The sequence below is a fragment of the Pseudomonas sp. LjRoot277 genome (assembly GCF_964253845.1).
Lineage (GTDB): Bacteria > Pseudomonadota > Gammaproteobacteria > Pseudomonadales > Pseudomonadaceae > Aquipseudomonas.
In genome coordinates this window covers 4,652,095-4,675,087 of record NZ_CAXURI020000001.1, presented here as the reverse complement: position 1 = coordinate 4,675,087, position 22,993 = coordinate 4,652,095, and the positions used below count along the sequence as shown (strand labels likewise).

The window sequence follows — 22,993 nt, the reverse complement described above, 5'->3', positions numbered from 1 at the left end:
TTATTATTGAGGGGCGGTCTTTTGTTGTTTTTGGAAACCGTGACCCTTTACCGCTGTTTTTGTCGATCCCCATCCGGGATCAAGAGCAAACGTATTTTTTTGAGCGCTGATCTACTTTTTCGCTAAGCGATCCAACCAGTTCGGGAGCTACCTGAAGGTAGTTTTATTGTTCTCTGCCCGGTTGCGGGTTACTCCGAAAAGCACCCTGAAAAGCACATCCTCTCCAAAAAAATCTGTTAGCTGCGTCTCTGCCGTGTTGTTTTTGTTATGTCAGAGTCGTTACGTCTTATTTTTATTAGGTTTGCCGCTTTTTTTGTTCTTGTTATGCAGTAGAGATAGCAGAAGCCGTGCCAACTTTTAAAAATCCTTTAAAATCAATAATTTGCATTTTTATCGGATTTTTCCGTCAGTCAAAACCCGACAATTTGTTTCCGTGTTACTCGCTTGCGCCCCCACGTTTCAGACGCAGCGGTAACACCCGGACACATCCGCGCACTCACTGTGCGCTACGAGCCTTGGCCACGCGCGAACCGGTCGGGCGCCCCAGCACCGTGCAAATCTGCTGACCGGCCAGAATCAAGGCGTCCAGGTCGATACCGGTTTCGATACCCAGGCCGTTTAGCAGGTAAACCACGTCTTCGGTGGCGACGTTACCGCTGGCGCCCTTGGCATACGGGCAGCCGCCGAGACCGGCGATGGAGCTGTCGAACACCGAGATGCCTTCCAGCAGACTGGCGTAGATGTTGGCCATGGCCTGGCCATAGGTGTCGTGGAAGTGCCCGGCCAGTTTTTCACGGGGCACATCGGCCGAGACCACTTCGAACATCTTGCGGGTCGCGCCAGCGGTGCCGGTGCCGATAGTGTCGCCCAGGGAAACTTCATAGCAGCCCATCGCGTAGAGCTCGCGAGCGACCCGAGCGACTTGTTCCGGCGCGACGTTACCTTCGTAAGGGCAGCCCAGCACACAGGACACGTAACCGCGCACGCTGACCCCGTGTTGCCTGGCGGCGTCCATGATCGGCACGAAGCGCTCAAGGCTTTCGCTGATCGAGCAATTGATGTTGCGTTGGGAAAACGATTCCGACGCGGCGGCGAAGACCGCGACTTCCTTGACCCCGGCTGCAATGGCGTCTTCAAACCCGCGCAGGTTCGGTGCAAGTGCACCATAGGTCACGCCCGGCTTGCGCTGGATCTGCGCGAAGACGTCGGCGGAACCAGCCATTTGCGGTACCCATTTGGGCGACACGAAACTGCCGACTTCTATATAGCCGAGGCCTGCGGCGGTCAGCGCGTCGACCAGTTGCACCTTGTCCGCAATGCTGATGGGTTGGGCTTCGTTTTGCAGACCGTCGCGTGGGCCGACTTCGACCAGGCGTACGTGGGCGGGAAGGGACATAAGCAATTCACCTGTGGGTTAAGGACTACTGAACGGTCTGCTGGCTCTTGATGGTCTGTTCCAGCGCCTGGGTGCAACGCTCCTGCGCGGTATCCAGTTCCAGCTTCATCTGTTCGATGTCGAGCATCTGCTGTTCCAGCTGTTCGCGGCGTTCGGCGATTTTGGTCAGCATGGTTTGCAGCTGTTTCTGATTGCCGCCGGTGGGGTCGTAGAGTTCGATCAACTCGCGGCATTCGGCCAGGGAGAAGCCAATGCGCTTGCCCCGCAGGATCAGCTTCAGGCTGACCTTGTCACGGGGCGAGTAGATGCGTTCCTGACCGCGTCGCTCGGGGCTGAGCAGGCCTTGCTCTTCATAAAAGCGAATGGCCCGGGTGGTGATGTCGAGCTCGCGGGCGAGGTCGGAAATGCTATAGGTCTGGCTGCTCATGGAAGCGCTCGAAAAAGGTCATGGCGCTAAGCTAAAGGCAGGTTGACGTTTACGTCAAGGGGCGCTGATCTTCGGTGTTCTTACGGGCCTCTTCGCGAGCAAGCCCGCTCCCACATTGGTCGTGCGAACACTGGAGATCAAATGTGGGAGCGGGCTTGCTCCGGGCGGCGTTCCGACGAAGAACGATAACTCGGTAAAAAGCCCTACACCTTATCGAGCTTCTTCTCATGTGCCGTCACCTGCTGGCACAACTCGATCATCTGCTCGCGCATCCAGCGGTTGGCCGGGTCCTGATCAGTGCTTTCGTGCCAATAGAGGTGGGTTTCCACCGGCGGCACATCGTTGACCGGCAGGTTCACCGAGTACAAATCATGGCGACGGGCAAAGCGTTCCGGCACGGTCATCACCATGTCGGTCTGCTGCAACACCTGAGATGCCATCAAGTAGTGCTGGGATCGCAGGGCGATCTTGCGCTGAATGCCCATTTTGCCCAGGGCCAGGTCGACATGGCCCAGACCACTGCGGCGGCTGGAGATGTGGATGTGGGTCAGCGACAGATAATCATCAAGGGTGAATTTCTCTTTGCCCGCCAGCGGATGGCCCTTACGCATGGCGCACACGTAACGGTCTTCCATCAACTTGACGTGGCGCACTTGCGGGTCAGTGTTAAGCGGCGCATCGACAGCGAAATCAAGCCGCCCGGCCGCCAGCTCCTTGGTGGTTTCGCGACGCTTGGACAGAAAGCTTTCGATGATCACTGTCGGCGCCAGGCGCCGCAGGCGCTGAAACAGTGGTGGCAGGATCACCGCTTCGGTGAGGTCGGTCATGCTGATGCGGTAGGTCTTGACCGCCTGCAACGGGTTGAAAATACGGCTTTCCTGCACCGACACCCGCAGCAAGGAGAGGGCGTTGCGCACCGGCCCGATAATGTTCTGCGCCATGGGCGTCGGGACCATGCCCTGAGCGGTACGCACGAACAACGGGTCATTGAAGGTCTCGCGCAGACGGGCCAGAGCGTTCGAGACCGCCGGTTGAGTAATGCCGACAATCTGCCCGGCACGGGTCAGGTTGGCTTCGGTGTAGATCGCGTCGAAGACGATGAAAAGGTTGAGGTCGACCTTGCTCAGATTCATTGCGCTGCACTCTTATTGTTGGGCTCTCGATCAGCCGATCATATATCGGTGATGAATGTTAATACACGCCGAGAATAGGCTAGGTAAATTTTCGTAGCTGTTCTAGCATCGATTGCATGACCTGAACAACTCATCAAAACCCTCCGTTAAAAGGTAGAGCTGCCCATGGATTTCGCTTATTCGCCCAAGGTGCAAGAACTGCGTGAGCGCGTGACCGCGTTCATGGACACCTACGTTTATCCCGCCGAAGCGGTGTTCGAGCGCCAAGTCGCCGAGGGCGATCGCTGGCAGCCGACCGCAATCATGGAAGAGCTCAAACTCAAGGCCAAGGCTGAAGGTTTGTGGAATTTGTTTCTGCCGGAGTCCGAACTCGGCGCCGGCCTGACCAACCTTGAATACGCGCCGTTGGCCGAAATCATGGGCCGCTCGCTGCTGGGCCCCGAGCCGTTCAACTGCTCCGCGCCAGACACCGGCAACATGGAAGTGCTGGTGCGCTACGCCAATGAAGAACAGAAACAGCGCTGGCTCGAACCGTTGCTGCGCGGCGAAATTCGCTCGGCGTTCGCCATGACCGAGCCGGACGTGGCCTCGTCCGACGCCACCAACATGGCCGCCCGCGCCGTGCGTGATGGCGACGAGTGGGTGATCAACGGCAAAAAATGGTGGACCTCAGGCGCCTGCGATCCACGCTGCAAGATTCTGATCTTCATGGGCCTGAGCGATCCTGACGCGCCGCGCCATGCGCAGCACTCGATGATTTTGGTGCCGGTGGATGCCCCGGGCGTGAAGATCGTTCGTCCGCTGCCAGTGTTCGGTTACGACGACGCACCTCACGGCCACGCCGAAGTGCTGTTCGAAAACGTCCGCGTGCCGTACGAAAACGTCCTGTTGGGCGAAGGACGCGGCTTCGAAATCGCTCAGGGTCGCCTTGGCCCGGGTCGGATTCACCACTGCATGCGTTCAATCGGCATGGCCGAACGTGCATTGGAACTGATGTGCAAACGGGCGGTAACCCGTACTGCGTTCGGTAAACCTTTGGCACGTCTGGGCGGCAACATCGACAAGATTGCCGACTCGCGGATGGAAATCGACATGGCGCGCCTGCTGACGTTGAAAGCGGCGTACATGATGGACACCGTGGGCAACAAGATTGCGAAGAGCGAAATCGCTCAGATCAAGGTTGTCGCACCGAACGTGGCCTTGCGGGTGATCGACCGGGCGATCCAGATCCATGGCGGGGCAGGGGTGTCCAACGATTTCCCACTGGCGTACATGTATGCGATGCAGCGCACCCTGCGCCTGGCCGACGGCCCGGACGAAGTGCACCGTGCGGCGATCGGCAAGTTCGAGATCGGCAAGTACGTGCCTAAAGAGATGATGCGCAGCAGCCACTGATAATGTGGGAGCGAGCTTGCTCGCTCCCACAGATTCGGTTCTTCAGTCGACCATTGGCAACCCGTAGAACGCTCGCGCACACGCCGCGCTGTGAGCGGCCAGATCTTCCTCGCTCTCCCCACGATGCAACGCCACTTCACGCAATACTTCGGTCAGATACGCCGGTTCGTTGCGACCATTCTTCGGCTTGGGTCGCAGACTGCGCGGCAACAGATACGGCGCATCGCTTTCCAGCATTAGCCGTCCCTGTTTGATCTCTTTCACCAGTGGATGCAGGTGCGTGCCCCGGCGCTCGTCGCAGATCCAGCCGGTGATGCCGATGTGTAAATCCAGATCGAGGTAACTGAACAGCGCCTTCTTTTCGCCCGTGAAGCAATGCACCACGGCAGCCGGCAATTGATCACGGTAATCGCGAAGGATTTCCAGCAAGCGCTGACTGGCATCGCGCTCGTGGAGGAACACCGGCAATTGCAGCTCGACTGCCAACTCCAGGTGCTTTTCCAGGACTTTTTCCTGCTGCGGGCGCGGCGAGAAATCACGGTTGAAATCCAGCCCGCATTCACCCACCGCCACGACGTTCGGCTCTTTGAGCAAACTGCGCAGACGCTGGGCGCTGTCGGCGTTCCAGTCGCTGGCGCAGTGGGGGTGAATGCCGGCGGTGGCGAACAGCCGTTGAGCCGTTTCGTCCAGTTGGCGGCACAGTTCCAGCGCCTGCTCGCTGCCCTCGACACTGGTGCCGGTGAGCACCAATTGGCAGACCCCGGCAGCGTAGGCGCGGTCGAGTACAGCCTGGTGTTTGTCGGCAAAACTGGGGTTGGTCAGGTTGACGCCGATATCGATGAGTTGCATGGTGCTACCTCGGACCAAAGGCCGGAAAGCATATCAGAGCTGTAGATTTATAAGAAAAGCCAAGAACTACAACGAGTTAAAGCTGTCTCTTGATGCCGCGAGACAGGTCAGGGTGGCTACGGTGCCATCACTGTGCCAGTCTTTCGCACTTTGCCAGCGCTCAAGGCGCTCTGTTTCTGTCGTTCGATTTCATGAAAATTCTTGAGATCGGCCCAGTATTCTTTCTGGAGAGTGGATGATACGTCCCTCGGTTTTGCTACTGCTGTGTTGCTCGTTGCTGCTGCCGATGCCGGCGGTCGCGCGTTTGGCCGGGCCGCTGCAAGCCGTGCCTTCGACCAAAGTGCGCGACTTGGCGGAAATCCGCAGCAGTCGCGTGCTGCGCGTGTTGGTCAACCAGAGCCGCAACAGCTCCGGCGAAGTCCAGGGCCAGGCCATCGGTGTTGAATACCATCGCTTGCGTGCCTTCGAGCAATACCTCAACGGTCACGCCCGTGACGGTCAGGAAATCACCCTCAAGATCATTCCCAAGGGCAAGGATCAACTGATCGGCGCGTTGCAGCGCGGCGAGGGTGATCTGGTCGCGCCGGGGGAACTGCTGGACCTGCAACCGGGCCACGCGGTCAGCACCAGTGAACCGATTGCCAGCAACATCCCGTTGATATTGGTCGGGATCAAAGGCGAGCGACGTTACACCCGTCTCGAACAGCTTTCCGGCAAAACCCTGGCGTTGCCCACCGGCAGTGCCGCCGGGGACGCGGTCAGTCAGATCAATCAAAAGCTCGCGCTGCTTAAACTGCCACCGGTGATCATCGAGTGGGTCGATCCCAGTCTGGCGGTCGAGGATGTGCTGGAGATGGTCCAGGGCGGAATCTTTCACCTGACGATCGTCGAACAACCCATTGCCGAGCGCTGGGGCAAGATCCTGCCCAAATTGCGTTTCGATCGGCAGGTGCTCATCAGTGAACCGGGCGAAGAATTCTGGTTCGTGCGCCGCGACGCCTCAATGTTGCGCGCGAGCATTGATCGCTTCCTGACCGGTTACAAAAAATCATCGGATCAGGATGCCGCGTTCCTGCGGATCTATCGACGCCTGTATCAAGTGCACTATCCATTGGCCAAGGCTGATCGCCAGCGCCTCGAAAAACTTCGGCCGGTGCTGCAGAAACACGCCGAAGCCCAAGGCATGGACTGGTTGAACCTGGCGGCCCTGGCGTTCAAGGAATCGGCCCTGCAACCCAATGCCCGCAGTGGCAGCGGCCCTACCGGCCTGATGCAGATCACCCCGTCCGCCGCCCAGCGGGTGGGGGTCAACAACATTCAGAATCTCGACGCCAATGTGCAGGCCGGGGCCAAGTACCTGGCCATGATTCGTCGCAAGTTCTTCGCCAGCCCCAAACTCAACGAGCGCGAGCGCATGGCGTTCGTGCTGGCGGCCTACAACATGGGGCCGGAGCGGGTTCAGGGCATGCGTGCCGAGGCTCGTCGGCGCGGTTTGAATCCCAATCAGTGGTTCTTCCAGGTCGAACGCATCGCCATGGAGCAGGTGGGAATGGGCGCCGTCAGCTATGTTAATAGCGTGAACAAGTATTACCTGGCGTTCGATCGGGAGCGGGAGTCGTTGGAGCCCCAGGGGCAGAAAGTTGCCTCACGTAAATAATCGAATAAACTGATTGTTATGGCGCATTAATTGCGCTTTTAACATGGGATTTACTGATTAATATAGCGGCCAACCAACACACACTGACAACGGATGACACAGCATGAGCACACTGATCAACAAGGTACTGTTTACCCGCGCTGGCTACGGCCTGACTGTCTTGCGGATCTTCGTCGGCATCATCTTCGCTGCCCACGGCTCGCAGAAGCTCTTTGGGGCGTTCGGTGGTTACGGTTTGGCGGGCACCGCGCAGTACATGGAAAGCATCGGCCTGGCGCCGGGCTATCTGATGGCGACGCTGGCGGGCGGTACCGAGTTCTTCGCCGGTCTGGCATTGATTATTGGCTTGCTGGTTCGCCCGGCAGCCCTCGGCCTGGCCTTCCTCTCGCTGGTGGCAATCTTCTCGGTGCACCTTCCTAACGGTCTGTTCATGGCCAACAACGGTTATGAATTCGCTCTGGCCCTGCTCGGTGGCAGCATCGCGGTGCTGATCGAAGGCGCCGGCAAGCTCTCGGCTGACCGCGCTATCGCTGGCTGACCGCTCTGGTTCAATGAAAAGGCCCGCATTGCGCGGGCCTTTTTTGTTCTCGTCATTCTTGACACTGTCCGGTCAGCTTCTCTAGGATGCTGCCCATGCGCCGATTTAAACAGCTACTTGCGGGGCGCCAGGTGACTCATTCAGTTGCTGATAGAAGCTTGAAACAGGCTTCGAAATACCGCTAAAGCGCTGGTTCGGTGTTGCCTCTCACCTGCCATGCAGACTTTTGAGGCAGAGACACGACACAATGAATGCACTAAGCCCGGTTATACGCCCCGCGCCGATCACGGCACACCTGACCCAGCGCAATCCAAAAATCCTGCTTGGCGGCAAACATCAGCCGACACTTTTGCGTTATCTCGATGGCTGGCCACGTCGCACCGGTGGGCCTGCGGCCTTCCTGATCCAGTTTGTCGAAGAGGGTGAATCGCTGGCTCGATTTGCCAGCGACAGTTTCGATCTGGCGGTGATTCAATCGCCCAGCTTCGAGGACGCCCCCGAAGTGATCAAGCAATTGATTCGCGTTGCCCGACAGGGGCTGATTACCCGCCGTTGAGGTTTAGAGCGCTGCGGCTCAAAGATAGTCGATCGCCACGATATACACGCACTGCTCACCGGTCGGTGTCTGGACCCGAACCTCGGCGTCCAGCGCCTTGCCGATCAGGGCGCGCGCCAACGGCGAATCGATGCTGATCAGGCCCAGTTTCAAATCCAGTTCATCCGGCCCGACGATACGGTAGCGCGACTCCTTCCCGTCCTCGTCTTCAATCGTGACCCAGGCGCCAAAATAGACCTTGTTCGGATCGCTCGGTTTTTCGCTGACGACTTTGAGCGCTTCCAGCCGCTTGGTGAGAAAGCGTACGCGACTGTCGATCTCGCGCAGCATCTTTTTGCCGTAGGTGTATTCGGCGTTTTCCGAGCGATCGCCCTGTGCCGCGGCCTCGCTGACGGACTGTGTCACCTGCGGCCGCCGAACATGCCAGAGCTCATGAAACTCGGCCCGCATCCGCGCTTCACCTTCGGGGGTGATCAGCGCGGTGCCAGCGGTGCGGGGAGGGCGATAACGGCTCATGGCAACTTCTTGTGGTGGAGAGAGCTTGAGTCTATCAACCCTCGCGCAAGACTGTCAGGGGGCTGGCGTTCAGCGCGCGACGTGTGCCGAACACGCCGGCACCCCCGATCAGCACCGCGCCGATCAGTGGCAGTACCAGCAACCACGGATGCGGGTGCCATGGCAGGTCGAAGGCGTAGCGGTAGAGCACCATACTCACCAGTTCCGAACCCAGCGCTGCCAATAATCCGCTGACGGCCCCCAGCAAACCGAACTCGATCCGCCGGGCCTTGACCAACAGTTGCCGCTCGGCCCCCAGCGCTCGCAACAAGGCGCCTTGGCGAATGCGTTCATCGAGCGTCGCCTGCAAGCCTGAAAACAACACTGCCATCCCCGCCGCCAACACGAACAACAGCACGTATTCCACCGCCAGGGTGACTTGGGCGAGGATGCTGCGCAGCTGCTCGAGCAACGCTTCGACTTGCAAGATGGTCACCGCCGGGAACGCCCGGGACAGATCCACGATCTGCTGATCATGACCGGCCGCCAGATAAAAACTGGTCAGGTAGGTCGCCGGCAGATCCTTCAGTGTGCCGGGCTGGAAGATCATGAAGAAGTTAGGCTGGAAGTTGTCCCAGTTGACCTCCCGCAGGCTGGTGACTTTTGCTTCGCGATTGACGCCGCCTACGGTAAACACCATGTGATCGCCGAGCTTGAGCTTCAGGCTTTCGGCGACTTTGCCTTCCACCGATACGCCGGGAATTTCTTCCGGTGTCTGATCAGTCCACCAGTTGCCCGCCGTGAGTTTGTTGCCCGTCGGCAAATCCGCCGCCCAGGTCAGGCTCAGGTCGCGCTGGATCGCTCGATCACCGGCCGAATCCTTGCTGACGATTTCCTGTACCGGTTCGCCGTTGACGCTGATCAGCCGTCCAGGTACCACCGGGTATAGCGGCGCCGATTGCGCAGACAGTTTGATCAGGCGATCGATGAATGCCTGTTTGTCCGCCGGCAGGATGTTCAGTGCGAAATAGTTGGGTGCGTTTTTCGGTAGCTGGTTCTGCCAGGTGTCCAGCAACTCGCCGCGCAGCAATGCGATCAGCGCCATGGACAGCAGAATCAACCCGAAGGCCAGGGATTGCCCCGCGGCTGCCAGCGGATGACGCAGCAATTGGCCCAGTCCGAGGCGCCATGGCAAAGAGGCACGGGCCAGCATTCGACGCAGGCTCTTCAGAAGCAGCAACAGCAAGCCGCCAAGCACCAACGCCGCGATCACGCCGCCACCGAGCAGGGCGAAGGTCAATATCAGGTCCAGGCTCAGGCGCCACATGATCAGCCCGAGGGCGCCCAATGCCGCGCCGTAGACCATCCAGGTGCTGGAAGGAATCGGCAGCATGTCCCGACGCAATACCCGCAATGGTGGAACCCGACCCAGTGCCGCCAGTGGCGGCAAGGCAAAACCGGCCAGCGCCACCAATCCGGTGCCGATCCCGGCAATGGCAGGAAACAGACCGCCCGGTGGAACGTCGGTCGGTAATAAATCATGCAGCAGCGCGAACAGTCCCAGTTGCGCGAACCAGCCGATGAGGGCGCCGCTGATGCTGGCGAGCAGCCCGAGCGCCGTCAGCTGCAAACTGAACAGCACCATGGTTTCCCGCCGGGACAATCCCAGACAACGCAGCAATGCGCTGGCATCGAATCGGCGAGTGGCGAAGCGCGTGGCCGACAGCGCCACCGCCACACCGGACAGCAGAACCGCCACCAGACTGGCCATGTTCAAGTAACGCTCGGCCTTGCCCAAGGCGCCGCCGATCTGTCGGTTGCCATCGCGGGCATCCTGCAAACGCTGGTTGGCGGCCAGGCCGGGTTTGATCAATTGACGATAGGTTTCCAGCGCCTCGGCGTTACCGCGCCAGAGTTCGCGGTAACTGACCCGGCTGCCGGGTTGCACCACGCCGGTCGCGGCGAGGTCGCTGAGGTTGATCAGCACCCGCGGCGTCAGGCTGTAGAAATTGCCGGCGCGGTCCGGTTCGTAGGTCAGCACTCGCGCCAGTTTGAGGGTTCGCATGCCGACGTCGATGCTGTCGCCGATCTTCAGGTCCAGCGCCGTCAGCAGTCGTGCTTCGACCCAGGCTTCACCGGGTTTCGGTCCGCCACCGGGTTCTTCCGGGGCGAAGGGCACCGGGGCACTTTTCAGTTCGCCGCGCAGTGGGTAGACGTCGTCGGCAGCTTTGATGCTGGACAACTGAATGCCGTTGTCAGTGGCGATGACGCTGGAGAATTCCACCACCTGAGCGTGCTCAAGGCCCAGCTCCGTGCCGCTTTTAATTTGTTCGGGGCGCGCGGGAGAGCTGCCTTCAAGCAGCAAGTCGGCACCGAGAAACTCGGTGGCGCGCAGCATCATGGCGCCGTTCAAGCGGGCTCCGAAGTAGCCGATGGCGGTACTCGCCGCCACGGCCACCAGCAAGGCAAAGAACAACACGCGCAACTCACCGGCGCGGGCGTCACGCATTAGTTGGCGGATGGCAAGACTGAACAGGCGCAACAGCGGCAGGCGTGCCATCAAGGCTCCAGAGGGGCGACCAGCAGGCCGGCTTCAAGGCGAATCAGGCGCCGGCAGCGATGTGCCAGGCGTTCGTCGTGGGTCACCAGCACCAGGGTTGTGCCGCGTTCCTGGTTGAGTTCGAACAGCAGATCGCTGATGCGCTCGCCGGTGTGGCTGTCGAGGTTGCCGGTGGGTTCGTCGGCGAACAGCACATCGGGTTCTGCGGCAAACGCACGGGCAATCGCCACACGCTGCTGTTCGCCACCCGAGAGCTGGCGTGGCGAATGGGTCAGTCGCTGGCCCAGACCGACCCGTTGCAGCAGCTCGGTGGCGCGTTCACGGGCGTCTTTGCGGCCATCGAGTTCCAGCGGCAGCATGACGTTTTCCAGGGCGTTGAGACTGTCGAGCAGCTGAAAGGACTGAAACACAAACCCGACATGCTCGGCCCGGATGCGGGCGCGCTGGTCTTCATCGAGATTGCTCAGGGCTTGCCCGGCGAGGGTGACGTCGCCGCTGCTCGGCAGATCGAGGCCAGCGAGCAAGCCGAGGAGGGTGGACTTGCCGGAACCGGAGGCGCCAACGATGGCCAGGCTGTCGCCCTTGTTCAGTTCCAGGCTGAGTTCGTGCAGGATAGTCAGTTCACCTTCCGCGCTGGGAACCACTTTGCTGAGGTTCTTCGCGGTGAGAATGCTTGCGCCCATGGAGAATCCGATGCGTGTGTGGTTTTTGAGTGCTGGCCTGGCCTTGATGTGCATGGCCCAGAACGCAGCGGCGGGTACAGTCCTGATCGTTGGCGATAGTATCAGCGCGGGTTTCGGGCTGGATACCCGGTTGGGATGGGTGTCATTGCTCGAGCAACGGCTCAAGCGCGAAGGTTTCGACGATAAGGTGGTCAATGCGTCCATCAGCGGCGACACCAGTGCCGGAGGCCAGGCGCGCCTGCCCGCGCTGCTTGCAGAGCATAAACCGGAGTTGGTAATCCTCGAGTTGGGCGGCAACGATGGCCTGCGCGGATTGCTGCCAACGCAATTGCAACAAAACCTTGCAGCAATGATCGACAGCTCTCGCGCGAGTGGCGCCAAGGTGCTGCTGCTCGGCATGCAATTGCCACCCAACTACGGCGTTCGTTATACCGAGGCCTTCGCGAAGGTCTACAGCACCCTGGCCGAGGAGAAAAAAATCCCGTTGGTGCCGTTTTTTCTCGACGGCGTGGGCGGTCATCCGGACTTGATGCAAGCCGACGGCTTGCACCCGGCTGTCGGGGCTCAGGACAAGTTGCTGGAAAATGTCTGGCCTACACTGAAACCGCTGCTTTGACGCTTTTCTAGCGGCGGTGTTTCGGCTAAGGTGGCGCCCCCGATTTGGAGCCCCCGATGCCGCGTCCTGCCTGGTCACTTTTTGCCTACCAACTGATCGAGCCTGACGAACAGCTGGATCTGTTCGCCTGCCAGGAAGTGCGGGTACATCTGGTGACCCGTCAACTGGAGTTGGGCGGCTCGGCGGACCGGACCTTGTGCGGCAGCCTGTTGCCAGCACAACCGCGCTGGTCGAGTGTCGATCGCCGTGTGTTCCAGGATCAGCGCCTGTGCTCGCTGTGCCGGGCCATTCTGGAATCGCAAAAACGCGGCACGTCGCCGATCTGGCCGGAACTGCGTTTCGAGCTTTAGAAGCCGATAGATTGCTTGCTATCGGTCAACTCCCCGATTTTGCAGATGCCGGTGTACAATCCCGTTTTTATACCCTTGTCGATCATGCGAAGGATTTTCCGGATGTTGCCGCGCTTTCCTGCCGTCACCCGCTACCTGTCTCTCGCCGCCCTCTGTGTGGCGGGTCCCGTAGCAGCATTGGAGCTGCCCCTGCCACCACCCGGTGAAGACATCGTCGGTCAGGTCCAGGTGATCAAGGCCAAGTACGAAGATACCTTCGCCGACCTTGGCACCACCTACGATCTGGGCTATTCGGAAATGGTCGCGGCCAACCCTGGCGTCGATCCATGGCTGCCGGGCGCAGGCACCGAAATAGTGCTGCCGACGCGTTTCATCCTGCCACCAGGCCCGCGTGAAGGCATCGTCATCAACCTGGCCGAGTACCGGCTCTATTACTTCCCGAAAGGCCGGAACGTGGTGTACACGTTCCCGCTGGGTATCGGCCGTGAAGGCTGGGGCTCGCCGATTGCCCATACCAGCATCACCGCCAAGACGCCGAACCCGACCTGGACCCCTCCAGCGTCGATCAAGGCCGAGCACGCCGCTGACGGCGATCCATTGCCGAACGTGGTGCCGGCCGGCCCGGACAACCCGCTGGGGCCGTTCAAGTTCACGCTGGGCACGCCGGGCTACCTGATCCACGGTTCGAACAAGAAGTTCGGCATCGGCATGCGCACCAGCCACGGTTGCTTCCGCATGTTCAACAACAACGTGCTGGAAATGGCGAGCATGGTGCCGGTAGGCACGTCGGTGCGCATTATCAGCGACCCGTACAAGTTCGGTATCAGTGGCGGCAAGGTGTATCTGGAAGCGCACACGCCGCTGGACGACAAGGGCAACCCTTCTGTGGTCGACAAACACACCGCGGTGATCAACGCGATGCTCAAGCGTGAGGACATCACCAACAACCTGCGTATGAACTGGGATGTGGTCCGCGACGTGGTTGCCGCCGAAGATGGCCTGCCGGTGGAAATCGGAGTGCCGAATTCCTCGGCGCCGATGGTGACGAGTGCGCCGATCGACCCGTTGCAGTAATGCTTGAAAGGAACCCGCCGATGCTGACCGCGTCGGCGGGTTTTTTATGGCCTGGACAAAACGCCAGGCAATAAAAAAGCCGACCCAAAAAATGGGTCGGCTTGATAACAATCCCGAGGGATTATTACTTGCGGCTAGCTTTGTCCAGCATGCGCAGAGCACGCTCGTTAGCTTCGTCAGCAGTCTGTTGTGCTTTTTGAGCAGCAGCCAGAGCTTCATCAGCTTTACGGTAAGCTTCGTCTGCACGAGCCTGGGAGCGAGCTGCTGCGTCTTCAGTAGCGGTCAGACGTGCTTCGGTTTCTTTCGATACGCTGCTGCAACCGGTAGCCAGAACTGCGGCCAGAGCCAGAGCAGAGAATTTCAGAACGTTGTTCATCGTGTTCCCCTTCAAGGACTTTCTATTAAGTTAGCTGTCTCCTCAGATTGAGGAAATAGCCGGCGTACATACTACCCATTACTTGTCGTAAGTAAACTGACGTAAAGCAAGAAGCCAAAAAAATTGTAGGCGTTGATTCTTTTTCGAGCAACTTTTAACTGCATTGTTTAAAAAATATCCAGCTGGGAGGCCCGAGCTGAGCGAGCCGCCGAAAAAAAGTTCCGCGCGCTCACAGCTCTTTTCCGAGTCTTGGCTAAAGTCTGTCTAGATGGATTCGTCTACACTTTTGTTCAGAATCTGCGTGGTGCCTCTCATATCTTTCTCCATGTTCAGGTGACTTTAACAAAGGGCGCTCGTCTTAAGTCTCAACATCCGGCAATGTTCAGGCTGTCGACCTTCAGAGATTTTGGTCGAGCCGTCTCTGCGTAACACGGAGCAGCACCCCCGCCCCCCCCAGCGTGATGACGAGCGTACCTTGAGCATTTCTGCCAATGGTGCCTACTATTTGATACGTGCTCGGTTGCGCGAGATGGGTGCAGTTCTTCTCGGTGTCCATTCAGGCACGGGGTGGCGTAGATGTTCCTTCGCCGGAAAAACATCGGTAAGGTAGGGGTCAGAATTCCAGACCCGCGAGGAGTAGTGATGAGCGAGGCGTTGTCCATCCACCATGACCAGGCTGGTCATCAGTTCGAGACCAATGTGGACGGTCATCGTGCCTACCTGACCTATATGGATCTGGGAAAACAGACCCTGGATATCTATCGCACCTTTGTGCCCAACGCGCTGCGTGGTCGCGGCATTGCGGCAGCCTTGACCGAGAAGGCGTTGGAGTACGCTGAAGAAATGGGTTACACCGTCATTCCATCGTGTTCCTACGTGGAACGCTACATGGAGCGCCACCAGCGGCATGCAGCCAAGCTGAGCCAGTAACCTTTCAAAGAATCGAACGCATAAAAAACGCCGGGTCAAACCCGGCGTTTTTTTGTGCGGCGAAAAGTGATCAGCTGCGATCGCGTTTCGGCAGCACGTCCTTGAGCTTGGCATGCATGCTGCGCAAGGTATTTTCGGTGGCGGTCCAGTCGATGCAGGCATCGGTGATCGACACGCCGTATTGCAGGTCGGCGAGGTCTTTCGGGATCGCCTGGCAGCCCCAGTTCAAGTGACTTTCGACCATCAGGCCGATGATCGACTGGTTGCCTTCGAGGATCTGGTTGGCGACGTTCTCCATCACCAGCGGTTGCAGGGCCGGGTCCTTGTTGGAGTTGGCGTGGCTGCAATCGACCATGATGTTCGGCTTGATCTTCGCTTTGTTCAGCGCTTGCTCGCAGAGCGCGACGCTGACCGAATCGTAGTTCGGCTTGCCGTTGCCACCGCGCAGTACCACGTGACCGTAGGCATTGCCCTTGGTGGTGACGATCGACACGCCACCTTCCTGGTTGATGCCCAGGAAGCGGTGAGGGCTGGAAACCGATTGCAGGGCGTTGATAGCGACCGTCAAGCCGCCGTCGGTGCCGTTCTTGAAGCCGACTGCCGAGGACAGGCCGGAGGCCATTTCACGGTGAGTCTGGGATTCGGTGGTGCGCGCACCGATGGCCGACCAGCTGATCAGGTCCTGCAAGTACTGCGGGGAGATCGGGTCGAGGGCTTCAGTTGCGGTCGGCAGGCCCATCTCGGCCAGGTCCAGCAACAATTGACGACCGATGTGCAGGCCGTCCTGAATCTTGAAGGAGTCGTCCAGGTACGGATCGTTGATCAAACCTTTCCAGCCGACGGTGGTGCGTGGCTTCTCGAAATACACGCGCATGACCAGATACAGGGTATCGGACACTTCGGCCGCCAGCGTCTTCAAGCGCTCGGCGTATTCGTGGGCAGCCTTGATGTCGTGGATCGAGCAAGGCCCGATGACAACAAACAGGCGGTGGTCGGTGCCATCAAGAATGTTGCGAATGACTTCGCGGCCCTTGGTGACGGTGCGCAGGGCAGCGTCGCTCAGAGGGATATCACGCTTGAGCTGATCCGGAGTGATCAGCGTCTCGTTGGAAGCGACGTTTAGGTCGTTGATCGGTAAATCAGCCATCGTTTACTCGTCAGGTCACGGGTGCCGGCCGCCAGCGAACCCGCGCGGCGGAGCACAGCAAATTAAGCGCGTCGGGGAGCAGAACCTTAGCGCGTTACACCGTGGCTCGACAATGGGCAGACACCGGTTTAAGGGGCATTCTCAATTAGTTTCCGAGGGGAAACCCATTGAGGATGCCCCTGTTAATCCAGCACAACCTGCACAAATGCCTTGCGAACCGTGTCGTGAGAGAACTCGTCGGCATGTTCCTGGACCCATTCGAGGGCCAGGGCCTGAGTTTCCTGCAGATCGTCATGCGCGTCATGCAGGCGGCAGTAACGTTCGATCTGGCACACCTGCTCGCCCATCCGGGCACTGAACATCATCTGTTCGTCAACAAAGGCAATGCCTACCAGATAACCGCGTTTGCGTCGCAGGCACCAGGCCACATAGCCCAGAAAACGCATGTCGGGGTTCAAGGTCGGCATGCGTATTTCCAGCGCCGTACCGTGGCGCCACGCCCGGTGATAATTGCAAGCCATGCCCCCGAGGCTGATAGTGTGCAGCTGTTGCCGTGAAATACACTCAGGTTTGAGCAACGTTAATTCGACGGGCACATCGTCAGGGTGAGGAATAAAACGTCCCATGAACACGGACTCCATGTGTCGGCCATCTGACATTGTTTCACCCAGTATAGTGGTCGAATCGGAACTGACTGATTTCGACGCCGACCAACGGCTGCTGGCGATGAGCGGTGTGTCGCTGGTCATTTTCACCAGCGTCGGCTGCGCCAGTTGCCGTTTTGCCCGTGAGCAATTGCCACGACTCGATCTGGACGTCGATCGGCTGTGCTGGATCGATGCCGGGAACAATGGCGGGGTGGTCGAGCGTTATCAGGTTTTTTATTTGCCGGCGCTGTTTGTAGTGCGCGACGGTGAATTTTTCGGGGCACTAAAATCGCGCCTGACTCGCACCGAGCTCAATGCAGCCGTGGGCCAGGCGTTGAGTCGAATTGCAGAGGAGTTGCCATGATGGGGGCAGTGACCAAACCGACAATCGGTATTATCGGAACCGGCGCGATCGGCGGGTTCTACGGGTTGATGCTGGCGCGTGCCGGTTTCGATGTGCATTTTCTGTTACGCAGTGAATTCTCAGCGGTGGCCGAGCGTGGGTTGCAGCTCGACAGTGCAACGCATGGCGCGCTGACGTTGAATCCGGTTCAGGCCTATTCGAGTGCCGAAGACATGCCGCCCTGTGACTGGTTGTTGGTGGGCGCGAAAACCACCAGTAACGCGCAGCTGGCACCGACGATCATTCAAGCCGCGGCACCGAATGCCAAAGTGTTGTTGCTGCAAAATGGCCTGGACGTTGAAGACAGTCTGCGAGCGTTGCTCCCCGATTCGCTGCACGTGCTCGGTGGGCTCTGCTATATCTGCGTTCATCGCGACGGACCAGGCATCATCACTCATCAGGCGCTCGGCGCGGTGAATGTTGGCTATCACAGTGGCCCGGCAGCCGATGAGCAGGCGCGCATGGCGATTGTCGAGGAGGGCGCCGGGCTGTTCCGCGACGCCGGCATCGACTCTCAGGCCATGGCGAACCTGCATCAGGCGCGCTGGCAAAAACTGGTCTGGAATATCCCCTACAACGGTCTGTCGGTGCTGCTCGGGGCAAGCACCACGCCGTTGATGGCCGATGCCGACAGTCGGGAACTGATCAAGGCTCTGATGGCGGAAGTGGTTCAGGGAGCAATCGCCTGCGGTCACGACGTACCGGCCGGTTATGCCGATCATCTGTTCATGGTCACCGAGAAAATGCCGGACTATTGGCCGAGCATGTACCACGATTTTCTGCACAAACGACCACTTGAGCTGGATGCGATTTACGCTCGGCCACTGGCCGCAGCGAAGGCCGCAGGGTGCGAGTTGCCGCGAATCGAAGCCTTGTATCGCAGTTTGAGTTTTATCGATCGACGTAACACCTGAGTCGATCATCCTGAGGGGGAAGGGCATGGCAAAGACTATCGACGACAAACTGGTGCTGGCGATTTCTTCGCGTGCGCTGTTCGACCTGAGCGAAAGCCACAAGGTCTATCTGTCGAGCGGCGTTGAAGCCTATCGGCAATATCAGATCGAACACGAAGACGAGATCCTCGAACCCGGTGATGCGTTCCCGTTGGTGCAGAAACTTCTCAACCTTAATTCCAGCCTTGGCCGCGCCCGGGTCGAGGTGATCCTGGTGTCGCGCAACAGTGCCGACACCGGCCTGCGGGTGTTCAATTCGATCCACCACTATGGCCTGGCGATTTCCCGCGCGGCGTTTGTCGGCGGACGCAGTCCTTATCCGTACCTCAAAGCGTTTGGCTGCGACCTGTTTCTCTCGACGCATGCCGAAGACGTGCGCAGTGCACTGGATGCCGGGTTCGCCGCAGCGACCATTCTGTCGGGTGGCGCCAGCCGTGCGGCCAGTGATGAATTGCGCATTGCCTTCGATGGTGACGCGGTGCTGTTTTCCGACGAATCGGAGCGCGTCTATCAGTCCGGTGGTCTGGAAGCGTTTCAGGCCAGCGAGCGTGAAGCCGCCCGCGAGCCTTTGCGCGGTGGGCCGTTCAAAGGCTTCCTCGCCGCCCTCAATCTGTTGCAGCGCGAGTTCCCGGAAGACGCCTGTCCGATCCGCACCGCGCTGGTGACGGCGCGATCGGCGCCCGCCCATGAGCGAGTGATCCGTACCTTGCGCGAATGGGACATTCGTCTGGATGAGTCGCTGTTTCTCGGCGGCCTGACCAAGTCGGCATTTCTTGAAGCCTTTGCCGCCGACGTGTTTTTCGACGATCAGGCCGGTCATTGCGAGTTGGCCCGTGAGGTGGTCGCCACCGGCCACGTGCCGCATGGCATAAGCAACGAGCAAAAGGTTTAAGCCCACGGTTCAACGCGTTACGCGAAACGTCGTACTCGCCAAGGCACTGCTAAGCTGAATCAATCTCCGCCATGTCGGCACTCGAGGAGGTCATATGATTCATTCTATGTTGTACGCCACTGACCTCGGCCTGTACGCACCTTTGGTAATGCAGCATGCCTTGGCGCTGGCGCGCACATTCAATGCCGATCTCTACGTGGTACACGCCGTTGAACCGATGGGGCTGTTTGCCGAGTCGGTGCTTCAGAGTTACCTCGATGAGCAGTCGTTGAATGAGTTTCACAGTCAGGGCCTGAATACGGTGATTGCCAATATCGAGCAGCGGGTGCTCGACAGCTTTCGTGAAGAATTGGGGGATGAAGGGGAGCAGGACCTGGAGCGGATCAAAGCAGTACGGGTGCTTCAGGGCGATCCGTCGCAGGTGATTCTCGACCAGGCGCAGAAACTCTCCGTGGATTTGTTGATCGTAGGTAGTCATAGCCATGGTGCTGGCGCGGAAACGCCTTTGGGCCGGACTGCAGCGCGGGTGTTGCAACTGTCACGGGTGCCGGTCTATCTGGTGCCGCTGGTGGAACGTCGTCGCCAGGGGGATCGTTAGTGTCCTGCCTCGCGTATTCACGAGGCAGGACACCAGAACACGAATAGTGGCAGTTTGATAAAAAAGTTCTAGATTTATTCTTCAAACCATTAATATAGTTATATACCGTCGCTGATGCCCGTGGCGTCTACCTGCTTTGAGGGATTCATATGAAGCTTCAACAATTGCGCTACATCTGGGAAGTGGCGCACCACGACCTCAACGTTTCCGCTACAGCCCAAAGCCTTTACACGTCGCAACCGGGCATCAGTAAGCAGATCCGTCTGCTGGAAGACGAATTGGGGGTCGAGGTTTTCGCTCGCAGCGGCAAGCACCTGACCCGCGTCACCCCGGCCGGCGAGCGAATTATCACCACCGCCGGCGAGATCCTGCGCAAGGTTGAAAGCATCAAGCAGATCGCCCAGGAATTCTCCAACGAGAAGAAAGGCACCCTGTCGATCGCCACCACGCACACCCAGGCGCGTTATGCGTTGCCACCGGTGATCAGCAATTTCATCAAGCAATACCCGGACGTGGCCCTGCACATGCACCAGGGTTCGCCGATGCAGATCGCTGAAATGGCCGCTGACGGCACCGTGGATTTCGCCATCGCCACCGAAGCGCTGGAGCTGTTCGGTGATCTGGTGATGATGCCGTGCTATCGCTGGAACCGCTGCGTGGTCGTGCCTCAGGGCCACCCGCTGACCAAGCTGTCGAAGCTGACCCTCGAAGCCTTGGCTGAATACCCGATTGTGACGTACGTGTTCGGTTTCACCGGCCGTTCGAAGCTCGACGAAGCGTTCAGCCATCGCGGCCTGACGCCGAAAGTGGTGTTCACCGCCGCCGACGCCGACGTGATCAAGACTTACGTTCGTCTGGGTCTGGGCGTGGGCATCGTGGCGAAAATGGCGGTCGATGCCAAACTCGATAGCGACCTGGTCATGCTTGATGCCAGCGACTTGTTCGAATCCAGCATTACTAAAATCGGCTTCCGTCGCGGCACCTTCCTGCGTGGCTTCATGTGCGACTTCATCGAGAAGTTTGCCCCGCACCTGACCCGCGAAGTCATGGCCAAGGCCATCCAGTGCCACAACAAGCAGGAACTGGAAGAGCTGTTCGACGGCGTCGAACTGCCGGTGCATTAATCTCCCGCGTTAAACCACCTCGGTAACAGAAAACTGTTGCCGAGCACCTGCCACCAGAATCTCCACCTCGTCCCCTTCGAACTTGCCCAGCAGACTCTTGCCCAGCGGTGAGCGAGGGGTGATGACGGTAATCCATTGCCCCACAAGGTCGACCTTCAAACCCGCCGCGTCGGGGGCCAGAAACAACCATTGCTCACGACCCTTTTCGTCTTCCAGACCGAGCAGGGCACCGACTTCAATACCGCGCTGATCGTCGTAAGGGCGCAGCGTCAGGTTCTGACAAAGCGTCAGTGACTGTCTGATTTCCTCCACCCGTCTGGCTTGCCCGGCTGCCAGGTAAGACGCCTCCAGACCCAGCGTGTCGTACTTGTTCTCGGCGATGTTTTCTTCGTGGGTCGCGGTTTCGTAAGCGGTTTGTGCAGCACGCTCGGCGATGTCGAGGTCGATCCGCAGCTTGTCGAGAATCAGTTGGTGGACGGTCGGCTTGTGCATAGAGAGCTTCTTGATCAATCGCAGAATTGCAGGACGTTGGCGCGGCTTTTTTCGCTCGGCGCAGTCTGGTCCTGTTGCAGCCAGAACTGGCATTTCGGGTTGGACAGATTGCGGCCGGTGCTGCGGGCCTGATCCATTCGTTGCTGCTGCTCGTTTTTGCGCAGGTTCTCTTCGTACTGTTCGAACAACGGGCTCTGCGGTGGAATGTCCGGCACCGGTTGCACCACCACCGGTGGTTTGGCCAGTTGCTGCACGGCCTCTGCCACGGGCGCCAGCTGCTCGCTGAACAACAGTCGGGAGGCAAGCCAGCACGTCAGCGCGATCGCGATAAACCCCAGCCACACACCCAGGGCAATGCTGCCGGTCAATTGCAAGGCGTTGAGCTGGATCGGCAACGGGCGGCGCGGGTTGGGACGATAGGGCATGGCTGCCTCCTGGCGGATGGTCGCGGGCGAGTGGCGATTGTCGCATGAAGATTAATCGCCGTCGGCTCTTCTGCACGGGGTAATTTATGAGGACAATCGGCGCCTTTGCCAACGGGAGCCTGGAATGCGTGAAATGAAAGCCCGCTGGGATATTTTCTGCGCGGTGGTCGACAACTTTGGCGACATCGGCGTGACCTGGCGTCTGGCCCGACAACTGGTGGCCGAACATTCGATGACGGTGCGTCTGTGGGTCGATGATCTGCGGGCCTTCGAGCGCTTGTGCCCGGAAATCGACATCAACGCCTCACAGCAATGGCAGCAGGGCGTCGAAGTGCGTCAGTGGACGGCCGACTGGCAGCCCACTGAAGCCGCTGATGTGGTGATCGCCGCGTTCGCCTGCCAATTGCCGAGTGCTTACATGGAGGCCATGGCCGAGCGGGAAAAACCGCCGCTGTGGATGAATCTCGACTATCTGAGTGCCGAGGACTGGATCGTCGGCTGCCACGGCTTGCCGTCGGTGAAATACAAGAGCGTACAAAAATTCTTCTTCTTTCCGGGGTTTCAGAAGGGCACCGGTGGCTTGCTGCGTGAAAGCGGATTGCTGGAGCGTCGTCAGCAGTTTCAGCAAAATCCCGAGGCTCAGCGAGAATTCCTGCAAGGTTTAGGGATTGATCGCGCGCAAGGTTCGCAGTTGATCTCGCTGTTTGCCTACGAAAATAACGGGCTGGCCAGTTGGCTCGAGGCAATGGCTGCCGACTCGACGCCCACTCATCTGCTGGTGCCCGAAGGTCGGATTCTTGGGGATGTCGAACGTTGGCTCGGTGTGGACGGTCTGGTGGCCGGCGCGCTGCATGTGCGCGGTGAATTGACCGTGCAAGTGCTGCCGTTCGTCCGACAGGATCAATACGATCACCTGCTCTGGTGCTGCGATTTCAATGCCGTGCGCGGTGAAGATTCCTTTGTCCGCGCCCAATGGGCGGGCCGGCCGCTGCTCTGGCACATCTATCAGCAGGACGAAGACATCCACCTGGACAAGCTCGATGCCTTCCTCGCTCTGTACACCAACGGCCTGTCCGAGCCTGCCCGCGAGGCGATCAGCGGTCTTTGGCGGGCGTGGAATGCGGGTGACAATATGACCGGGCACTGGCAAACGACCCGAAAACACTGGCCAGAACTGCAAAAACACGCCGAAGCGTGGTGTCTGGAACAGGCTTTGCAGGCAGATCTTGCCGCAGCGCTGGTACAGTTTTATGTAAATTGGATATGATACGCGGCCT

Annotated in this window: 26 protein-coding genes; 14 read left to right on the top strand and 12 right to left on the bottom strand. The window is 59.1% G+C overall.

Translation table 11 applies throughout. The features are described from left to right. Positions 1-496 precede the first annotated feature (496 nt). From ACSQ87_RS22045 to ACSQ87_RS22035, 3 genes are all read right to left on the bottom strand, one after another. Positions 497-1,396, bottom strand: coding sequence for a hydroxymethylglutaryl-CoA lyase (locus ACSQ87_RS22045; protein ID WP_223430602.1), 900 nt, complete (start codon positions 1,394-1,396; stop codon positions 497-499). A 25-nt stretch (positions 1,397-1,421) separates the two neighbouring features. Beyond that, positions 1,422-1,823, bottom strand: a complete 402-nt coding sequence (locus ACSQ87_RS22040; RefSeq protein ID WP_046047542.1) for a MerR family transcriptional regulator — start codon at positions 1,821-1,823, stop codon at positions 1,422-1,424. Positions 1,824-2,026: 203 nt separating this feature from the next. Further along, entirely contained in the window at positions 2,027-2,956 is a 930-nt protein-coding gene (locus ACSQ87_RS22035; protein ID WP_008148497.1) for a LysR family transcriptional regulator, read from the bottom strand. A gap of 165 nt (positions 2,957-3,121) precedes the next feature. On the opposite strand from ACSQ87_RS22035, the gene ACSQ87_RS22030 reads away from it, so the two are divergent. Further along, positions 3,122-4,351 carry an acyl-CoA dehydrogenase gene (locus tag ACSQ87_RS22030; RefSeq protein ID WP_033057213.1) on the top strand — a complete coding sequence of 410 codons (1,230 nt, stop codon included), beginning with the start codon at positions 3,122-3,124 and terminating at the stop codon, positions 4,349-4,351. Positions 4,352-4,393: 42 nt separating this feature from the next. Here the strand turns inward: ACSQ87_RS22030 and ACSQ87_RS22025 are convergent, their stop codons facing one another. Beyond that, the gene (locus ACSQ87_RS22025; RefSeq protein ID WP_436274364.1) at positions 4,394-5,200 is read right to left on the bottom strand and encodes a TatD family hydrolase; all 807 of its coding nucleotides are present in this window, start codon (positions 5,198-5,200) and stop codon (positions 4,394-4,396) included. A gap of 235 nt (positions 5,201-5,435) precedes the next feature. On the opposite strand from ACSQ87_RS22025, the gene ACSQ87_RS22020 reads away from it, so the two are divergent. The 3 genes from ACSQ87_RS22020 (at position 5,436) to ACSQ87_RS22010 (ending at position 7,951) form a co-directional block, all read left to right on the top strand. Further along, positions 5,436-6,857 (top strand): transglycosylase SLT domain-containing protein, encoded by a 1,422-nt coding sequence (locus ACSQ87_RS22020; RefSeq protein ID WP_223430601.1) that lies wholly within the window; start codon positions 5,436-5,438, stop codon positions 6,855-6,857. 103 nt (positions 6,858-6,960) lie between these two features. Then, positions 6,961-7,395, top strand: coding sequence for a DoxX family protein (locus tag ACSQ87_RS22015; protein ID WP_033057209.1), 435 nt, complete (start codon positions 6,961-6,963; stop codon positions 7,393-7,395). Positions 7,396-7,642: 247 nt separating this feature from the next. Further along, on the top strand, positions 7,643-7,951 hold the full coding sequence (locus ACSQ87_RS22010; protein WP_150656345.1) for a class I SAM-dependent methyltransferase: 309 nt from the start codon (positions 7,643-7,645) through the stop codon (positions 7,949-7,951). An 18-nt stretch (positions 7,952-7,969) separates the two neighbouring features. Here ACSQ87_RS22010 and greB read toward each other — a convergent pair whose 3' ends face one another. The 3 genes from greB to ACSQ87_RS21995 are packed head-to-tail and all read right to left on the bottom strand — an operon-like array spanning position 7,970 to position 11,689. Continuing rightward, positions 7,970-8,467 carry a transcription elongation factor GreB gene (gene greB, locus ACSQ87_RS22005; RefSeq protein WP_129436988.1) on the bottom strand — a complete coding sequence of 166 codons (498 nt, stop codon included), beginning with the start codon at positions 8,465-8,467 and terminating at the stop codon, positions 7,970-7,972. Between the two features lie 34 nt (positions 8,468-8,501). After that, positions 8,502-11,006 (bottom strand): ABC transporter permease, encoded by a 2,505-nt coding sequence (locus ACSQ87_RS22000; protein WP_436274363.1) that lies wholly within the window; start codon positions 11,004-11,006, stop codon positions 8,502-8,504. Further along, positions 11,006-11,689: an ABC transporter ATP-binding protein gene (locus ACSQ87_RS21995; RefSeq protein ID WP_033057202.1), complete on the bottom strand. Its 684-nt coding sequence runs from the start codon at positions 11,687-11,689 to the stop codon at positions 11,006-11,008. Before ACSQ87_RS21995 ends, ACSQ87_RS22000 begins: the two co-directional genes overlap by 1 nt. Before the next feature lie 10 nt (positions 11,690-11,699). Here ACSQ87_RS21995 and ACSQ87_RS21990 point away from each other — a divergent pair, with 10 nt between their 5' ends. The 3 genes from ACSQ87_RS21990 (at position 11,700) to ACSQ87_RS21980 (ending at position 13,729) form a co-directional block, all read left to right on the top strand. After that, entirely contained in the window at positions 11,700-12,305 is a 606-nt protein-coding gene (locus ACSQ87_RS21990) for an arylesterase (RefSeq protein ID WP_150656342.1), read from the top strand. A 56-nt stretch (positions 12,306-12,361) separates the two neighbouring features. After that, a complete protein-coding gene (locus ACSQ87_RS21985) occupies positions 12,362-12,655 on the top strand; it encodes a hypothetical protein (RefSeq protein WP_003226812.1) in 294 nt (97 codons plus the stop codon). A 102-nt stretch (positions 12,656-12,757) separates the two neighbouring features. Continuing rightward, positions 12,758-13,729 (top strand): L,D-transpeptidase family protein, encoded by a 972-nt coding sequence (locus tag ACSQ87_RS21980; RefSeq protein ID WP_436274362.1) that lies wholly within the window; start codon positions 12,758-12,760, stop codon positions 13,727-13,729. A gap of 124 nt (positions 13,730-13,853) precedes the next feature. Here the strand turns inward: ACSQ87_RS21980 and oprI are convergent, their stop codons facing one another. Continuing rightward, entirely contained in the window at positions 13,854-14,105 is a 252-nt protein-coding gene (gene oprI, locus ACSQ87_RS21975) for an outer membrane lipoprotei OprI (RefSeq protein WP_002553018.1), read from the bottom strand. Positions 14,106-14,747: 642 nt separating this feature from the next. Here oprI and ACSQ87_RS21970 point away from each other — a divergent pair. Beyond that, positions 14,748-15,035 (top strand): GNAT family N-acetyltransferase, encoded by a 288-nt coding sequence (locus ACSQ87_RS21970; protein WP_008057026.1) that lies wholly within the window; start codon positions 14,748-14,750, stop codon positions 15,033-15,035. 70 nt (positions 15,036-15,105) lie between these two features. On the opposite strand, the gene ACSQ87_RS21965 is transcribed toward ACSQ87_RS21970, so the two are convergent. Together ACSQ87_RS21965 and ACSQ87_RS21960 are read right to left on the bottom strand one after the other, a co-directional pair. Beyond that, positions 15,106-16,182: a 3-deoxy-7-phosphoheptulonate synthase gene (locus ACSQ87_RS21965; protein ID WP_095128921.1), complete on the bottom strand. Its 1,077-nt coding sequence runs from the start codon at positions 16,180-16,182 to the stop codon at positions 15,106-15,108. Positions 16,183-16,364: 182 nt separating this feature from the next. Continuing rightward, positions 16,365-16,808: a PilZ domain-containing protein gene (locus ACSQ87_RS21960; RefSeq protein WP_046047532.1), complete on the bottom strand. Its 444-nt coding sequence runs from the start codon at positions 16,806-16,808 to the stop codon at positions 16,365-16,367. Between ACSQ87_RS21960 and ACSQ87_RS21955 the strand changes: the two genes are divergently transcribed. From ACSQ87_RS21955 to cysB, 5 genes are all read left to right on the top strand, one after another. After that, on the top strand, positions 16,807-17,193 hold the full coding sequence (locus ACSQ87_RS21955) for a thioredoxin family protein (protein WP_223430594.1): 387 nt from the start codon (positions 16,807-16,809) through the stop codon (positions 17,191-17,193). The genes ACSQ87_RS21960 and ACSQ87_RS21955 overlap by 2 nt on opposite strands. Further along, positions 17,190-18,146: a putative 2-dehydropantoate 2-reductase gene (locus tag ACSQ87_RS21950; protein WP_223430593.1), complete on the top strand. Its 957-nt coding sequence runs from the start codon at positions 17,190-17,192 to the stop codon at positions 18,144-18,146. The genes ACSQ87_RS21955 and ACSQ87_RS21950 overlap by 4 nt, the downstream gene beginning before the upstream one ends. Positions 18,147-18,171: 25 nt before the next feature. Further along, positions 18,172-19,077 carry a 5'-nucleotidase gene (locus ACSQ87_RS21945; protein ID WP_223430592.1) on the top strand — a complete coding sequence of 302 codons (906 nt, stop codon included), beginning with the start codon at positions 18,172-18,174 and terminating at the stop codon, positions 19,075-19,077. A 94-nt stretch (positions 19,078-19,171) separates the two neighbouring features. Continuing rightward, complete coding sequence (locus ACSQ87_RS21940) at positions 19,172-19,675, top strand: universal stress protein (RefSeq protein ID WP_008148547.1); 504 nt, start codon at positions 19,172-19,174, stop codon at positions 19,673-19,675. A gap of 149 nt (positions 19,676-19,824) precedes the next feature. Continuing rightward, on the top strand, positions 19,825-20,799 hold the full coding sequence (gene cysB / locus ACSQ87_RS21935; protein ID WP_008148549.1) for an HTH-type transcriptional regulator CysB: 975 nt from the start codon (positions 19,825-19,827) through the stop codon (positions 20,797-20,799). Between the two features lie 9 nt (positions 20,800-20,808). On the opposite strand, the gene ACSQ87_RS21930 is transcribed toward cysB, so the two are convergent. Together ACSQ87_RS21930 and ACSQ87_RS21925 are read right to left on the bottom strand one after the other, a co-directional pair. Beyond that, complete coding sequence (locus ACSQ87_RS21930; RefSeq protein WP_046047528.1) at positions 20,809-21,291, bottom strand: GreA/GreB family elongation factor; 483 nt, start codon at positions 21,289-21,291, stop codon at positions 20,809-20,811. 14 nt (positions 21,292-21,305) lie between these two features. Further along, positions 21,306-21,716: a hypothetical protein gene (locus ACSQ87_RS21925; RefSeq protein WP_095128926.1), complete on the bottom strand. Its 411-nt coding sequence runs from the start codon at positions 21,714-21,716 to the stop codon at positions 21,306-21,308. A 124-nt stretch (positions 21,717-21,840) separates the two neighbouring features. Here ACSQ87_RS21925 and earP point away from each other — a divergent pair, with 124 nt between their 5' ends. Beyond that, positions 21,841-22,983, top strand: a complete 1,143-nt coding sequence (gene earP, locus ACSQ87_RS21920; protein WP_223430591.1) for an elongation factor P maturation arginine rhamnosyltransferase EarP — start codon at positions 21,841-21,843, stop codon at positions 22,981-22,983. The last annotated feature ends 10 nt before the right edge of the window (positions 22,984-22,993 follow it).